At 62.9% G+C, this 14689-nt stretch carries 14 protein-coding genes and 1 tRNA gene; 13 read left to right on the top strand and 2 right to left on the bottom strand.

Annotated elements, in window-relative coordinates:
* Positions 1-91 precede the first annotated feature (91 nt).
* From ACMDCR_RS03030 to ACMDCR_RS03075, 10 genes are all read left to right on the top strand, one after another.
* The gene (locus ACMDCR_RS03030; protein WP_413991107.1) at positions 92-1663 is read left to right on the top strand and encodes an arylsulfatase; all 1572 of its coding nucleotides are present in this window, start codon (positions 92-94) and stop codon (positions 1661-1663) included.
* A gap of 85 nt (positions 1664-1748) precedes the next feature.
* The gene (locus ACMDCR_RS03035) at positions 1749-2711 is read left to right on the top strand and encodes a formylglycine-generating enzyme family protein (protein WP_413991108.1); all 963 of its coding nucleotides are present in this window, start codon (positions 1749-1751) and stop codon (positions 2709-2711) included.
* A gap of 249 nt (positions 2712-2960) precedes the next feature.
* On the top strand, positions 2961-4616 hold the full coding sequence (locus ACMDCR_RS03040; protein ID WP_413991109.1) for an arylsulfatase: 1656 nt from the start codon (positions 2961-2963) through the stop codon (positions 4614-4616).
* 159 nt (positions 4617-4775) lie between these two features.
* Positions 4776-5762, top strand: a complete 987-nt coding sequence (locus tag ACMDCR_RS03045) for an AAA family ATPase (protein WP_413991110.1) — start codon at positions 4776-4778, stop codon at positions 5760-5762.
* A 32-nt stretch (positions 5763-5794) separates the two neighbouring features.
* Positions 5795-6766 (top strand): DUF58 domain-containing protein, encoded by a 972-nt coding sequence (locus ACMDCR_RS03050; RefSeq protein WP_413991111.1) that lies wholly within the window; start codon positions 5795-5797, stop codon positions 6764-6766.
* Positions 6763-7245 carry a DUF4381 domain-containing protein gene (locus tag ACMDCR_RS03055; protein WP_413991112.1) on the top strand — a complete coding sequence of 161 codons (483 nt, stop codon included), beginning with the start codon at positions 6763-6765 and terminating at the stop codon, positions 7243-7245. The genes ACMDCR_RS03050 and ACMDCR_RS03055 overlap by 4 nt, the downstream gene beginning before the upstream one ends.
* Entirely contained in the window at positions 7242-8267 is a 1026-nt protein-coding gene (locus ACMDCR_RS03060; RefSeq protein ID WP_413991113.1) for a VWA domain-containing protein, read from the top strand. The genes ACMDCR_RS03055 and ACMDCR_RS03060 overlap by 4 nt, the downstream gene beginning before the upstream one ends.
* Positions 8264-9184, top strand: a complete 921-nt coding sequence (locus ACMDCR_RS03065) for a vWA domain-containing protein (protein ID WP_413991114.1) — start codon at positions 8264-8266, stop codon at positions 9182-9184. Before ACMDCR_RS03060 ends, ACMDCR_RS03065 begins: the two co-directional genes overlap by 4 nt.
* Positions 9181-9840 carry a hypothetical protein gene (locus ACMDCR_RS03070; protein WP_413991115.1) on the top strand — a complete coding sequence of 220 codons (660 nt, stop codon included), beginning with the start codon at positions 9181-9183 and terminating at the stop codon, positions 9838-9840. Before ACMDCR_RS03065 ends, ACMDCR_RS03070 begins: the two co-directional genes overlap by 4 nt.
* A complete protein-coding gene (locus ACMDCR_RS03075) occupies positions 9837-11096 on the top strand; it encodes a hypothetical protein (protein WP_413991116.1) in 1260 nt (419 codons plus the stop codon). Before ACMDCR_RS03070 ends, ACMDCR_RS03075 begins: the two co-directional genes overlap by 4 nt.
* On the opposite strand, the gene ACMDCR_RS03080 is transcribed toward ACMDCR_RS03075, so the two are convergent.
* Entirely contained in the window at positions 11071-11634 is a 564-nt protein-coding gene (locus tag ACMDCR_RS03080; RefSeq protein WP_413991117.1) for a hypothetical protein, read from the bottom strand. The genes ACMDCR_RS03075 and ACMDCR_RS03080 overlap by 26 nt on opposite strands.
* 315 nt (positions 11635-11949) lie before the next feature.
* On the opposite strand from ACMDCR_RS03080, the gene ACMDCR_RS03085 reads away from it, so the two are divergent.
* A complete protein-coding gene (locus tag ACMDCR_RS03085; protein ID WP_413991118.1) occupies positions 11950-12408 on the top strand; it encodes a hypothetical protein in 459 nt (152 codons plus the stop codon).
* Positions 12409-12527: 119 nt separating this feature from the next.
* The gene (locus ACMDCR_RS03090) at positions 12528-13319 is read left to right on the top strand and encodes a hypothetical protein (protein WP_413991119.1); all 792 of its coding nucleotides are present in this window, start codon (positions 12528-12530) and stop codon (positions 13317-13319) included.
* A gap of 701 nt (positions 13320-14020) precedes the next feature.
* Here the strand turns inward: ACMDCR_RS03090 and ACMDCR_RS03095 are convergent.
* Positions 14021-14110 (bottom strand) — tRNA-Ser (locus tag ACMDCR_RS03095).
* A gap of 141 nt (positions 14111-14251) precedes the next feature.
* On the opposite strand from ACMDCR_RS03095, the gene ACMDCR_RS03100 reads away from it, so the two are divergent.
* Entirely contained in the window at positions 14252-14572 is a 321-nt protein-coding gene (locus tag ACMDCR_RS03100; protein WP_413991120.1) for a hypothetical protein, read from the top strand.
* Positions 14573-14689: the final 117 nt, after the last annotated feature.

A 14689-nucleotide genomic window follows, 5' to 3' on the forward strand; every position in this document is an offset into this window, starting at 1 on the left:
GACTGCAAGCGGGAGCCCGTCCGGGATGGTGGACGCTCGACGTTCGAGACTTCCCCGAGCACCCGATCAGAGAAACGTCATGGAGAGCGCGATGGCACGCCTAAAATTCCTGACCGCAACGGCGCTGGCTGTTGGGCTTGCTTTCTCGTCTCCACCTGTCCAGGCCCAGGACACGGCGAGCAAACCGAACATCCTCGTCATCTTCGGTGATGATGTCGGCCAGTATAACATCAGCGCCTATTCGCGCGGCCTAATGGGCTACCGCACGCCGAATATCGATCGGCTGGCCAATGAAGGCATGCTGTTTACGGATTACTATGCCGAGAACAGTTGCACCGCCGGCCGCTCGACCTTCATTACCGGGCAGGTGTGCCTGCGCACCGGCCTTTGCAAAGTCGGTATTCCCGGCGCGGCCGTCGGCCTCCAGGATCGCGATGTCACCATCGCCCAGGCGCTGAAGCCGCTCGGCTACGCTACCGGCCAATTCGGCAAGAACCATCTCGGTGATCGGGACGAATATCTGCCGACCCGGCATGGCTTCGACGAGTTCTTCGGCAACCTCTACCATCTCAATGCGGAAGAAGAGCCGGAGCGGCCCTATTACCCGAAGAACGACACCGCGTTCGTCAAGTCGAACTCACCCCGCGGCGTGCTCCACACCTACGCCGACGGGCGTATCGAGGACACCGGGCCGTTGACCAGCAAGCGCATGGAGACGATCGACGACGAGACCACCGCCGCGGCGATCGACTTCATGCAGCGGCAGGTGAAGGCCAGGAAGCCCTTCTTCACTTGGATGAACACCACGCGCATGCATGCGTTTACCCATATCCGCGACTCGATGAAGGGGCAGAGCGGCATGCCGGGCAACGAGTATGCCGACGGCATGGTCGAGCATGACGGCGATGTCGGCAAGTTGCTCAAGGCGGTGGACGATCTCGGCATCGCCAAGGATACCATCGTCCTCTACACCACGGACAACGGTCCCAATCAGTGGTCCTGGCCGGACGCCGCGACCACGCCGTTCCGCAGCGAGAAGGACACCAATTGGGAGGGCGCCTTCCGCGTGCCGGCACTGATCCGCTGGCCGGGGCATATCAAGGATGGCTCGGTATCCAACGACATGGTCTCCGGCCTCGACTGGTTCCCGACTTTGGTGGCGGCGGCCGGCAATCCCGATATCAAGGATCAACTCCTGAAGGGCACGACGCTCGGCACCGCCCAGGCCAAGGTGCATCTCGACGGCTACAACCAGCTTCCCTACCTCACCGGTCAGCAGCCCAAGTCCGCGCGCGATGAGTTCTTCTATTTCAACGATGATGGCGAGGTGGTCGCCTACCGGTATGGCAACTGGAAGATCGTGTTCTGCGAGCAGCGAAAGCCCGGCGGCTTCGAGGTCTGGGCCAATCCGTTCACCTGCCTGCGTGCGCCCAAGGTTTTCAATCTGCGCATGGATCCGATGGAGCGGGCCGATGTGGTCTCCGATCAGTATTACGATTGGCTCGCCAAGAACGCCTATCTTCTCCAGTATGGCGTGTGGCGCGTCGTGCCCTTCCTGCAGACCTTCAAGGAATATCCTCCGAGCCAGCGGCCAGCCAGCTTCAGCATCGACCAGGCCGTGGATGCCCTCATGAAATCCCTGGACAAGACCACGCATGACTGACTGTACCTTGACATGGGCCTGGGGGCGGCATGCTGGTCGATCCCCGCCCCAGAAGTAAGCGAGGTTGATTGTGGTCGAGGCGACAATGGAGGCGAAGTCGAGGGTGGTGCCCGAAGGCATGATTCATGTGCCGGGCGGGAGCTTTCGCATGGGCTCGGACAAGCACTATCCGGAGGAGGCTCCGAGCCATCGCGTCAAGGTCGACGGTTTCTGGATCGACGCGACGCCGGTCACCAATCGGCAATTCGCCGCCTTCGTCGCAGCGACGGGGTACAAGACCTTCGCGGAGATTCCGCCTGATCCGAAAGACTATCCCGGCGCGCTCCCGCATATGCTGCGGGCTGGCTCGCTGGTGTTCACCTCGCCGCCCCGGGTGAAGGACCTGCGGGACTGGTCGCAATGGTGGAACTTCGAGTTCGGCGCCAATTGGCGCCAGCCCTACGGTCCGAAATCCTCCCTGCGCAATCTCGATGATCACCCCGTCGTGCATGTGGCCTATTGCGACGCGCTCGCTTATGCCGAATGGGCGGGCAAGTCCCTGCCCACCGAAACCGAATGGGAATTCGCGGCACGGGGCGGCCTTGAAGACATGGAATTTGCCTGGGGCGACGAGTTCATGCCCGGCGGCCAATTCATGGCCAACACCTGGCATGGCGATTTTCCGGTCAGGAACAGCCGCGCCGATGGCTGGGCGCGCACCTCGCCCGTGAAGTCCTTCCCGGCCAATGGCTACGGGCTTTACGACATGATCGGCAATGTCTGGGAATGGACGAGCGATTTCTGGTCTTCGCGCCATCCCGCCGAGGCGGCCAAGGCCTGCTGCGTGCCGCTCAATCCACGGGGCGGCGCGGAAGCCGCCAGTTATGATCCCAACCAGCCGGCCATCCGCATCCCGCGGCGCGTGCTCAAGGGGGGCTCGCATCTATGCGCGCCCAGTTATTGCCGGCGCTATAGGCCCGCGGCGCGCCATGCCGAACCGGTCGACACTTCGACAAGCCATGTCGGTTTTCGCTGTGTGGTACGAGAAGGAAGAATTGAAACTCAATAATCCCTTTTCTTCGTATGATGAGTTTACCTTACGTAATACTTGCTATCTACAGATCTATCGATCACTTTGACGTTATCATTGTAACAGTAACATACTCGTCCTCTGCTTCCTCGCATCTCGTGAAAGTGTAGGGTTTGGCTTGATCCAAATCAGCTAGCGACGGTCGTCGACAGTTCTAAGCTGTCCGGTCGCGTTGGCCATGTCGTTTTTACTGCTCTGCAAAGGCCACCACGATCGATGGAGACAGCCATGAATGACGACACTCATTCCGGGAAGCCGCAGAATTCAGCTGCGTTGAGTCGACGCTCGCTTCTCGCCGGAACCGCAATCGTAGCTGCGTCGACCCTCGCGTCTGCGTCGGTGCAGATCGCCGAGACCACGGCGGCGAAAGCGCAGACGCCAGCATCGGGCAAGACACCCAATATCCTGGTGATCTTCGGCGACGATATCGGCATCCCGCAGATCAGCGCTTACACCATGGGTCTCATGGGCTATCGCACGCCGAATATTGACCGCATCGCTGCTGAGGGCGCCATCTTCACGGACAGCTATGGACAGCAAAGCTGTACGGCGGGAAGGGCTTCCTTCATCCTTGGCATGGAGCCTTTCCGCACCGGCCTCCTGACCATCGGCATGCCGGGTGATCCGCATGGCATCACCGAGTGGATGCCAACCATCGCCGATGTGATGAAGACGAAGGGTTACGCAACCGGCCAGTTCGGAAAGAACCACCTCGGCGATCGCGACGAGCACCTGCCGACAAACCATGGTTTCGACGAGTTCTTCGGCAATCTCTATCATCTGAACGCGGAAGAAGAGCCCGAAGGCTATTTTTATCCGAAAGACCCCCAGTTCCGGAAGCAGTATGGTCCGCGCGGTGTCTTGCATACCTACGCGGATGGCAGGATCGAGGACACCGGCCCGCTCAACACGAAACGCATGGAGACGATCGACGAGGAATTCCTTGCCGCGGCCAAGGATTTCGTCGATCGCCAGCACAAGGCCGACAAGCCTTTCTTCATGTGGTTCAATACAACCCGCATGCATATTTTCACCCATCTCAAGCCCGATAGCCTCGGAAAGACGGGCAAGGGGATCGAGGCGGATGGCATGGTCGAGCATGACGGGCATGTCGGACAGTTGCTGAAGCAACTCGACGATCTCGGCCTCGCAGACAATACGATCGTGCTCTACACGACGGACAATGGCGCCGAAATCGCGATGTGGCCGGACGGCGCCATGACGCCATTCCACGGCGAGAAGGGCACCACTTGGGAAGGCGGCATGCGCATCCCCATGATGGTGCGCTGGCCGGGTGTCGTGAAGCCGGGAACCCAGATCAACGAGATTGTCACGCTCATGGACTGGATGCCGACATTCGCTGCGGCGGCAGGCATTCCAAATCTCGCCGAAAAGATGAAGACCGGCTTCACCTCGGGGTCCAAGACCTTCAAGGTCCATCTCGACGGTTATAATCTCATGCCTTACCTGAAGGGGGAGGTGAAACAAGGCCCTCGCGACACGCTGTATTATTTCGACCAGGGTGGCAATCTGAACGCCATCCGCTGGGACGATTGGAAAGTCAGCTTTGCCAGCTATAGCGAGGGCAATATAGCTACGGCCATCCGCGAAACAACCAATTGGGCGATGATCACCAATCTGCGCATGGACCCCTATGAGCGAGGCATCAAGGAAGGCGGCAAGGCCATGGAATTCGTTGGCCAGCAGATGTGGCTCCTGGTGCCGATACAAGGGAAGATCAAGGCGTTTTTTGCCGATTTCGACCAATACCCCTCGCAGACCGGCTCGTCACTCAACGCCAGCGGAATCAACTATCGCTTCCTGCAGGAGCAGGCTGCTTTGAAACGGCTTGGCGAGCTTCAGGACCGCCTGACGCCGCAGTGATGCATCAGCCACCACGAGAGTAGTGGCCGACGCGACCGGTTCCTCGCGCCGGCTTCCGCCTGTGCGCGGAACACGGAATCCAATTGTTACAGTTACAAGGCAGACAGCGCGTTTGTGGGCGCAACAATGACAACTCATGTTGGGTGAAACGCTATCCAAATGGATCAGGTCATCGAGTCGGCTGCCCGCAATGCAATCCTGGATCTCCAGGCGCGGGTCAATCGTGACATCATCGGTCAGGAGCGGGTGGTCGAACGTCTGGTCATCGCGTTGCTCGCCAATGGCAATGTGCTGCTCGAGGGCCTGCCGGGTCTGGCCAAGACTCGCGCGATCAAGAGCCTGTCGAAGAACCTCGAATCCGATTTCAGCCGCATCCAGTTCACCCCCGATCTGCTGCCTTCCGATGTGACGGGCGGCGAGATCCTGCGCAGCGACGGTCAGTTCGAATTCCGCAAGGGCCCGATCTTCGGCAACCTCATCCTTGCCGACGAAATCAACCGCGCCCCGGCGAAGGTGCAGTCCGCACTGCTGGAGGCGATGGAGGAGCGGCATGTGAGCGTGGCTGGCAAGCGCTATGACCTGCCGAGCCTCTTCATGGTGCTGGCCACCCAAAACCCGATCGAGCAGGAAGGTACCTATCCGCTGCCGGAGGCGCAGATGGACCGCTTCCTCATGCATGTGCGTATCGACTACCCAAGCGACGCGGACGAGATCAAGGTGCTGCGTCTGGTTCGTTCGGAAAATGTCGCCAAACCGGAGACGCAGGTTGCGGCGCCGGCGCCCATCGCCCAGACCGTGGTGATGGATGTGCGCGCCGAGGTCGACGCGGTTACCAGCAAGGATGTGGTGGAAGCCTATATCGTAGCCCTGATTGCCGCGACGAGGCGCCCGGCACAGTTCGGCGACAAGCTGAAGGACTGGATCTCCATCGGCGCCAGCCCGCGCGGATCCTTAGCGCTGGACCGCTGTTCGCGCATCCATGCCTGGCTTAGGGGTCGCAGCTATGTGACACCGGAGGACGTGCAGGCCGTGGCCCATGATTGCCTGCGCCACCGTATCTCGCTGAGCTACGAGGCCGGCGCCGATGGCGTGAGCGCCGATGATGCCATTGACGAAGTGATCCGGCAGGTGGCCGTCGCGGTCTGAGGGAGATGCGCATGCTGATGCGGCAACGACCAATGACCGAGGGCAGGACCACGACGGAGCGGGCGCAGGCCTTTGTCAGCATGGAGGAACTCCTGCGGCTCAAACATCGCGCCCATGGCTTCAGCTTCATGCCGCGCCAGCCCGTCCATAGCCTGCTGGCGGGCCGGCACGCCTCTCGGCTGCGCGGCCGCGGGCTCAATTTCGAGGAATTGCGGCATTACGTCGAGGGCGATGACACGCGCACCATCGACTGGCTCGCCACCGCACGAATGGGCAACCCCTTCGTCAGGGTCTACTCCGAGGAGCGCGATCGGCCGGTCCTACTGATCGTCGACCAGCGCAGCACGATGTTTTTCGGCAGCCGGCGCATGATGAAATCGGTCGCCGCGGCCGAGGCGGCCGCGCTCGCCGCATGGCGGGTGACCTCGCTGGGCGACCGGGTTGGCGGGGTGGTGTTCGGCGATAGCGGGGCGACCGAGGTCAAGCCGCTCGGCCGCGATGCCGGCGTGGTGCGGTTACTCTCGGAGGTCGTGCGCTACAACGACACCTTGGGCAAGGCCGCAGCGATGGATGCGGCGGGTGGATTGAACGAGGCGCTCGAACGCGCCGTTCGTCTCGCCACGCACGATTGGCTGGTCTGCCTCATCAGCGACGCCAGCGGCGAGGATGCCGATACGGCGCGCCTGATCACCCGCCTGACGGCGCATAACGACGTGCTCGCCATCTATATCTTCGATCCCTTGGAGCACGACCTGCCGGATCTTGGACCTTCCGTGTTTTCCTCGGGCAGCGCCGAAATCGAGGTCGACCTCTCTCCGGCCTCGTTGCGCCGACGCTTCTCGGAAGATAAGGCGTCATGGCGCGCGCGGCTGGCAGCGTTGTCGCGCCGACGCTCGATTCCCGTCCTGCCCGTTTCCACTGACCGGGATGTCGCCACCCAATTGCGCGAACTGATCGGCCGGCGCTCCGCCAAGCATCTTGCGAGCGTGGGGGCGGGGCGATGAACGATCCGGGCGATCTCAGCAGGCTGCACGACATCGCGGCGCCGTCCGGCTTCCCGTTCTGGCCTCTGGCGCCTGGCATGTGGATCCTGATCGCGGCGCTGGCCGCCATCTTGCTGCTGCAGGCCTGGCGAACATGGCTGCGCTATCGCGCCAATGCCTATCGTCGCATTGCGCTGCGCGAACTCGACGCTGTTGCTGCCCCGGCAGAAGGCGGTGGCGCCGACGATGTCTTGCGCGTCTCGGCCATCCTGAAACGCGTCGCCCTGGTCAGCTACCCGCGCGAGCAGGTCGCAAGCCTGAGCGGGAAGGCCTGGGCAGGTTTCATCGCCGCCCAGTCGCGGCCAGGGATCGATGTCGCGGCGATCACCAGCGCGCTCGAAGGCGCCTTTGCGGCAAAGGAGGCAGGCACGTCCGTTCACTCCTTGGTCGCCGCGGCCAGGGCCTGGGTTCGCCTGCACCAGGCCGCCGAGGGGCAATGAGGATGCTCGTTTTTGCCTATCCCTGGCTCGCTCTGCTGATACCCTTGCCGTTCGCGGTATGGTTCCTCGTCCCGCCGCGTGCGGACCGGCGGGCGGGGCTGAGGGTGCCCTTCTTCGATCGCCTGGTCGCGCTGACCGGCGCGCGACCTCACCAGGGAGGCGTGGTGGCCCCGCGAGGCTGGCTGCGCCTTGCTGTCCTCGCGCTGTGCTGGCTGCTGACTGTTGCGGCGCTGGCACGGCCGCAATGGCTCGAGCCGCCCCTTCACCGCGACCAGCCTGCTCGCGACATGCTGCTTCTCGTCGACCTGTCCGGTTCAATGGACGCCAGGGATTTCGTCGACGCGTCGGGCAAGACGGTCGATCGTCTGAGCGCGGTCAGGGAGGTGCTCGACGACTTCCTTGCCCGGCGCAAGGGGGACCGCGTCGGCATTGTCGTCTTCGGCGATGCGCCCTTCACACTGGTGCCCTTCACCACGGATCTCAATCTCTGCCGTACCTTGCTGCGGGACATGGCGGTCGGCATGGCAGGGCCGCGAACGGCCTTCGGCGATGCCATCGGTCTGGGCATCCGCATGTTCGAGAAGAGCAATGTGAAGGCCAGGACCATCATCGCGCTGACGGATGGCAACGATACAGCGAGCAAAGTACCACCAGCCGAAGCAGCCGGTGTCGCCAGGGACAAGGGGATCGTCATCCACACGGTGGCGATCGGCGATCCAACCGCCATCGGTGAGGAGAAGCTTGACGAGAAAGCCCTGCAGGATGTCGCGAAAGTCACGGGAGGCGGCTTCTTCCGCGCGCTCGACCGCGCCGGCCTTGCCCAGATCTACGCCCGCCTCGACGCCCTGGAGGTGCGCAAGATCGACACCGTGAGCTTCCGGCCAAAGCTCGACATCTATTGGGTTCCGTTGGCTGGTGCCTTGCTCCTCTCGATGCTGGCCCAGGCCCTCCATCTGCTCTGGCGCCGGATTGCATATCGAGCCGACGTTCCGGGCACCGTGCAGCCGCCGGTGCGGCCATGATGCATAGCCTTGCCGCCTTTCATTTCATCCGCCCGCTCTGGCTGCTGGCGCTGTTGCCGGCTCTGGGACTGTTTCTGCTGCAGCACTATCGCTCCGACACGGCCCAGCGCTGGCGGCGCGTCATCGATCCCGACCTCCTCCAATATCTGCTGGTCGGCAGCGAGCGACGCTCCCGGTTTACGCCGAATGGCCTGCTCCTGCTTGTCTGGATCCTCGCCATAACGGCGATTTCCGGGCCGACATGGCGACTGGAGGCATCACCTTTCGCCGACAACAAGCCACCGGTCATGGTCGTGCTCAAGGTCACGGCCTCGATGACGACGAAGGATCTCGCTCCCACACGCCTGGACCGGGCCCGCCAGAAGCTCTCGGATCTGCTGGCCCTGCGAGAGGGGGCCTCCACCGGGCTCATCGTCTATGGGGGTTCCGCCCATCTGGTGCTGCCCCCGACAGCCGACAAGGATGTCGTCCTGTCCATGGCGGGCGCCCTGTCGCCCGGTATCATGCCGGCGGACGGGGATGCGCTCTCCTCCGCGATGGCCATGGCCGACGGGCTCCTTTCGCAAAATGACGAGGGCGGCTCGATCCTCGTGCTTGCCGACACTGTGGCTGGAGACCAGATCAACGCCCTTTCGGGCCTGACATTGAAGCACGGCGTCACCATCCTCGCACTCCTGGGGCCCAATGAGGACACAAGCGAGTTGGCTGATGCGGCACGTGCCCTCGGCGCTGACCTCATTCCGACGACCGTGGAACAGGCGGATATCGCGACCGTCGACAGTGCAATCGATCGCTCGCAAAGGACAACGGCGGTTGCCGGGCAGGGGCGCTCCTGGAGGGAGGCCGGTTATTGGCTCGTGCCGGCACTCCTGCTTTTCACGCTCGGCTGGTTCCGGCGAGGCTGGGTGGTGACATGAAGAACGACAGCCGCCGGTCCTGGATTCCCTATGCGGTGGTGGCGGGCTTGGCTGCACTCGGTCTCGTCTTGGCGGCGCATCGCGTCGGTTGGCGCAATGTCCTGCTGACCGCCGATCAGCGGGGCGCCGTCCTTGCGGGCAGGGGCCGACAGAGCGAGGCGGCGGCGGCGTTCCGTGACCCCCTGCGGCGGGGCGCCGCCTATTACCGGGCCGGCGATTTCAAGGCTGCGGCACAAGCCTTTGCAGCCGCCGATACGGCGCGCAGCAACTATGACCAGGGCACGGCCCTGATCATGCTCGGCAAGTATGATGACGCCGTCGGACGCTTCGATCGCGCGCTCGCCCTGCGGCCCGACTGGGCCGATGCCATCTCCAACCGACAGATCGCAACCGTCCGGGCGCAGCGCCTCAAGACCGAGGGCGGGAATGCCGCCGATGAAAAGGCTGACGACATCGTCTTCGACAAGGCCAACAAGGGCGGCGCGGACACCACGATAGCGGGACAACAGAAGCCACTCTCGGACGAGGCGGTGCGCGCGCTCTGGCTGAAGCGGGTGGAGACCCGGCCGGCCGATTTCCTGCGCCTGCGCTTCGCCTATCAACGACAGGCCCAGATCGCGCCGGCCCAGAGCCAGCCAGCCGGGGAGGGGCCATGATCCGGCTGTGGCTCGCTTTCCTCCTTGCTTTTATCGCCGCGTCGGCAAGCGCCCGTGCAGAGGACGTTCTCGTGCGCACCCGGCTCGATCCGGCGGACAAGGCGGTGATCGGCCAGCCGGTCGATCTTGTCGTCGAGGTGCTCTTTCCCGGTGAGATGCCGCATCCGCCGCGTGTTTCCGTTGCCGACGCGCCGGGAGCGCAAATCTTGCGCTTCGAGACGCAGGCGGTGACGCTGCGCGAGCAAGTCGGCGCGACCTCTTATGTCGGCCAGCGTTTCACATTCGTGGTGTTTCCACGCCGGGGTGACCGCCTGGTTATTCCGGCGGCGCAAGTGACACTGCTCGATCGCAATGGAGACCCGGCAGGAGCGGCACAAGGAGTGGCCCAGAGCCTGGACGTCGACGTCCCCAGCGGCATCGATGCGTCCGGCCCTGTACTGGCGGCAGAGGAGGTTACGCTCACCCAGAGCTGGAATCCCCTGCCCGGGACCACCCGCCTCCGTCCGGGCGCTGCATTGGTGCGAACGATCCAGCGCAAGGCTCAGGGCGTGCCGGCCCTCGGCATGGCCGATTTCAGTTTCGGGGCGCCTGCCGGCGTGCGCGTCTACCTCGATCCGCCGCAGAGCGAGGATCATGTCAACCGCGGCGACGTCGAGGGCTCCCGCACGGATCGCGTCACCTATGTCTTCGAGAAGGCCGGCAGCTATGACCTGCCACCCCTGGTGCAAAGCTGGTGGGATATGCGGAACCGACAGGCGCGGCAATTGACGGCCGCGGGCATCCAGGTCGATGTCGCAGCTGCGGCCTCGGCCAACGCAAGGGCAAGGCCTTCATTCTGGACCACCAGGGCCATAGCGGCTGCGATCTCCATTGCCTTGGTGGTGGTCGCGGGCCTTGCCTGGTTTGCAAGGGCCGGGCTTGCCTGGAGAAAGCATCATGCGGCCTCTGCCGCGGCGGCCCAGCAGGAGGTCCGGAGGCGCGCCGCGGCTGGGCAAGCGAGGGAGAGCTATCAGGCCCTGGAGATATGGTTGAGCCGACTGCCGCCCCCGGTGGCTATAGCCGCCCGCGAGCATGCTGCGCTTGGTCCAGCCATCGCGCGGCTTGAGGCCTACCTGTTTGGAAACGCCCCGTCGTGGACCGTGGAGGAGGGAGCCTACCTGGCGCGATCCGTGAGGGCGTTTTCTCCCTCACCGTCACGCCGACACCACTCCGAAGCGATCCTGCCGCCCCTCAATGCCGCGCCGGGTTCGTTCTGACCGACTCGAGCTTGGTGCCATTCGAGCCGCTGATGGCGCGCTCATGAAAGAGGATGCGCCAGAGGCTCCCTTCGCCAAGCAGCGTATTGATCTCCGCCACTCCGACATAGATGAGGAAGAGCACGAAAATCCAGATCTGGATGGCGGCAAAGCGGTGCCAGGAGAAACGCTCGGCGATTTCTGCGGGCAATGCGCCGATGGTGCCGCCACTCCAGAAATACTCCACGATTCTCTCGAGAAAACGGAACATGAAGACCACGGTGCAATAGACCAGCGTCTTGAAAAGAATGGGGCGGATGAGCGGCGCATGGTCGAAGCGGCGCAGTAAAGGCATCGCGTTTGCAACCAGAACCGCCTTGCCAACGACGAGGGCGGCGAAGGTGGCACCAGCGAAGCTGAACAATTGGCCGTAATAGTCGGCGAGGATCAGCTGTGTGGTCAGCAGGATCAAGTTGAAGCCCGCGATGAAGAATAACGTCGGCGCAATAGCCTCCTTCGCCTCGGTCAGGATGAGATGGATGAAGCGCTTTGCCGACATGAATCTCTTCCCATGATAGAGCGGTGAGGGGCCTGAAGGTGCGGACGTTCGCACACGTAGCCGGCGGCGCTTAGTCCATAACGGTTACTGTGCCACTGCAGGCCACGGCCGAGGCTGGGGAACCTACACTTGCAGCCACAGGGACATCGCGAGCGGCAGACTCCCCGCTCTGTCAAGCCGCTAACTGTTACAACAACTTTTACCCCTCGGCAGACGTTAGGCTCCAGGGTCAGTTTTCGTATTCCGGCACCTGTCAACTCCCGCGTCCGTAGTCAGGCCGGTCCGATGTCATACTATCGTTATGGAGCCGAGACGATGAGACTTTTCAAGCCAGGATCTATCATCGTGCTGGCGCTATCTCTGGTCCTGTTGGCCGGCCTGGCCCCCGCCGCCTGGGCGGACCAGCCGCGCCGCGCGACGGGCTCGGTCTATATCCAGCAGGTCCAGGTCGCGATGATCGGCAGCGGTGGTGGTGGCAGCGGGCGGCTTAGCTTCAGGGGCAAGAGCTATCCCATCAAGGTGGTCGGCCTCGGCGTTGGAGGCATCGGTCTGTCCAAGCTGACGGCCACGGGGACAGTCTACGATCTCAATCGCCTCGCCGACTTCGAAGGCCTCTACGGCCAGATCCGCCTCGGCTGGGCGCTGGCCAACAAGGGCGGTGGTTACCTGTGGCTCAAGAACGGCAAAGGAGTGGTTCTCAAACTCAAGACCCGCCGCCAGGGCCTCATGCTGGCCGGCGGCGCCGATGGCGTCAACATTCGGTTTGCGCGCTAGCCACCGCACTCTCGCGTGGCTTCTTCAAACCCGGCGCAACGCCCCGTAACCGTTACAGGATCGTGGCGGGCTCGCGGTCGTGCGACATTTGCCCGTCGGTCGCGTCGCGAGGGACAGCCATGAAGCGTACAGCGTTGTCGGTGATCCTGATGCTTGCGGGCCTCGCACCGCTCCATGCAGCCGACCTTGTGCCAGCACCAGCGGAACCCGCGCCGCCACCCGCCCTCTATATCGGCCCTACCTTCGCCTTCACCGGCTACTTCTGGGCCTCCGCGCTGAGCGGAAAGTCCTCGACGCTGCCGCCCTTGCCGCCCGCCAAGATTGACCTGACCTTCGGAGACATCTTCAAGGATCTCAACGGCGGCATCATGGGAGCAGGGGAGTTCAAGGTCGATCGCTGGATCGTGCTCACCGACGTAATGTTTTCGAAAGTCACCTCGACCGCCAAGCTGCCAGGCCTGTTCTTCTCGGAGGCGGAACTGCGCACGGAGAGCCTGACGCTGCAGGGCGATGCAATGTATCGTCTTTTCACCAATCAGACAGTCGATTTCGATCTCGGCGCCGGGGTGCGCTATTGGAATCTCGACAACAAGCTCACGCTCAAGAGCGGCGCGCTGGCGCCTCGCATCGACCATAGCGAAGCCGAAGACTGGTTCGACCCGGTGGTTGCCGCGCGCATAATCGCCCATATCAACGATACTTGGAGCGTGACCGTGCTTGGCGATATCGGCGGTTTCAACGCTGGGTCCAAGCTGACCTACCAGGTCGTAGGGCTGCTCAACTACAAATGGAACGAGAACGTGACGCTTCATGCCGGCTATCGCCTGCTGTCGGTGGACTACAAGAACGGCTCCTTCCTCTATGATGTGCGCATGTACGGCCCGCTCGTGGCGCTGACCTACAAGTTCTAGGGCGACTGTTTTTTGCTTCGTGCGCCGGCGAAAGCCACAACGCCCGATTGCCTCCCGTAACGATTATCAGCCCGGGCGACGCATCGTTGTGCTTCGATCACAGCAGAGCTGCCCGAAAACGGGGTAGTGCGTAGCCGGGAAAACCACTGACATCGAAGCATGGAGTCACGACCCGAGCCGGGGTTTTCAGCCGCCAACTGGCAGGCATCGAGGCCCGGTTTTGGCCATTTTTGTTTAATTGATGGGTAAATTCGTCAATTACTGGCGCAATCGAGAAGTAGTGTGTCAAAGGGGTCATGAAAATTGCCCCTCTTGACCTGCCAGACGTTTGATGCGCCCGCCACGACCAACAGAAGCGACGTTGCGCACCCCCGGCCTTTCCCGACAGGCCGGGGGTTTTTGTTTCTGATGCAACTTTAAGTTGGATGGGCGATAATCCAGCGTCGTGCGAGCAGAGCTTGAGGTGACGTCTTTTCTGCTCGCAGGAGAGCACGCCCTTCAGAAGGGTGGCTCACCTCGAAGCAAAGAGGACTCCTGTTGTCCTTTCCGATCGATGTCACGCAAAGCGATTCCCGAAGCAGAGGGGCGGCATCGTGAAACCAGTCAGCAACGCCTATACCGAGATCGCGCGCCTCTAGGCGAAGGAGGCTGCGGGCCGCGCCTTCCGGGGGTGCGCTCTAAACATGTCTGGGAATAGGATATGGCGGAAGGGGCGGGATTCGAACCCGCGATACGGTTTCCCGTATACACACTTTCCAGGCGTGCGCCTTCAACCACTCGGCCACCCTTCCGTCGAGCGGTGCTTATGGCGATGTCGGGGCAGTTTGTAAACCTCAGTTTGCAGGTTTTTCGTGTCGATTCCTGGGATATGGCCCTCCCCTGTGCCGGCGGGATCGCCTAAGCTCCGGCATCGTCCTGCGAGAGAGACCGTCATGCGTTTCCTGGCCCGCGCCCTCGGCCTGTTCCTGGCCGCCGGAACCTTCGTCGCCGTCATGGTCGACGGCACGCGCTCGATCGCCGACAACCATATCCTCTATCTGTCGATCCGCGGCTTCTGGGCCTGGCTCAACTCGGCGAGCCTGGCGCGGGCGCAGGCTTGGGTGGAAGCCTCTCTGTCGGCCCTCGTGCTGGAGCACATCGCGATGCCGGTGCTGGAGTTGCCTTTCGCCTGCCTCACGGTGGTGCTGGCGGTGCTGCTCCTCTGGCTGGGGCGCAAGCCGGCGAGCCGGATCGGCTATGTGTCGCACCTCTAGGAGTGGCGGTCTCCGACCGCCAATCCAGGAACTGCTGTGCCAGCCAACAAGGACGATGGCCTCGCACGCTGGCGCTGCCACAGGCCGGCTGGAAACCCGGCTGTCCCGGGCTTGCTG

Origin of the sequence: Labrys okinawensis, assembly GCF_047345005.1 — a bacterium.
GTDB lineage: Bacteria > Pseudomonadota > Alphaproteobacteria > Rhizobiales > Labraceae > Labrys > Labrys okinawensis.

Coding starts and splice junctions, on each gene's coding strand:
- ACMDCR_RS03030 (WP_413991107.1), top strand. CDS start 92: ATGGCACGCCTAAAATTCCTGACCGCAACGGCGCTGGCTGTTGGGCTT.
- ACMDCR_RS03035 (WP_413991108.1), top strand. CDS start 1,749: ATGGAGGCGAAGTCGAGGGTGGTGCCCGAAGGCATGATTCATGTGCCG.
- ACMDCR_RS03040 (WP_413991109.1), top strand. CDS start 2,961: ATGAATGACGACACTCATTCCGGGAAGCCGCAGAATTCAGCTGCGTTG.
- ACMDCR_RS03045 (WP_413991110.1), top strand. CDS start 4,776: ATGGATCAGGTCATCGAGTCGGCTGCCCGCAATGCAATCCTGGATCTC.
- ACMDCR_RS03050 (WP_413991111.1), top strand. CDS start 5,795: ATGACCGAGGGCAGGACCACGACGGAGCGGGCGCAGGCCTTTGTCAGC.
- ACMDCR_RS03055 (WP_413991112.1), top strand. CDS start 6,763: ATGAACGATCCGGGCGATCTCAGCAGGCTGCACGACATCGCGGCGCCG.
- ACMDCR_RS03060 (WP_413991113.1), top strand. CDS start 7,242: ATGAGGATGCTCGTTTTTGCCTATCCCTGGCTCGCTCTGCTGATACCC.
- ACMDCR_RS03065 (WP_413991114.1), top strand. CDS start 8,264: ATGATGCATAGCCTTGCCGCCTTTCATTTCATCCGCCCGCTCTGGCTG.
- ACMDCR_RS03070 (WP_413991115.1), top strand. CDS start 9,181: ATGAAGAACGACAGCCGCCGGTCCTGGATTCCCTATGCGGTGGTGGCG.
- ACMDCR_RS03075 (WP_413991116.1), top strand. CDS start 9,837: ATGATCCGGCTGTGGCTCGCTTTCCTCCTTGCTTTTATCGCCGCGTCG.
- ACMDCR_RS03080 (WP_413991117.1), bottom strand. CDS start 11,634: ATGTCGGCAAAGCGCTTCATCCATCTCATCCTGACCGAGGCGAAGGAG.
- ACMDCR_RS03085 (WP_413991118.1), top strand. CDS start 11,950: ATGAGACTTTTCAAGCCAGGATCTATCATCGTGCTGGCGCTATCTCTG.
- ACMDCR_RS03090 (WP_413991119.1), top strand. CDS start 12,528: ATGAAGCGTACAGCGTTGTCGGTGATCCTGATGCTTGCGGGCCTCGCA.
- ACMDCR_RS03100 (WP_413991120.1), top strand. CDS start 14,252: ATGCGTTTCCTGGCCCGCGCCCTCGGCCTGTTCCTGGCCGCCGGAACC.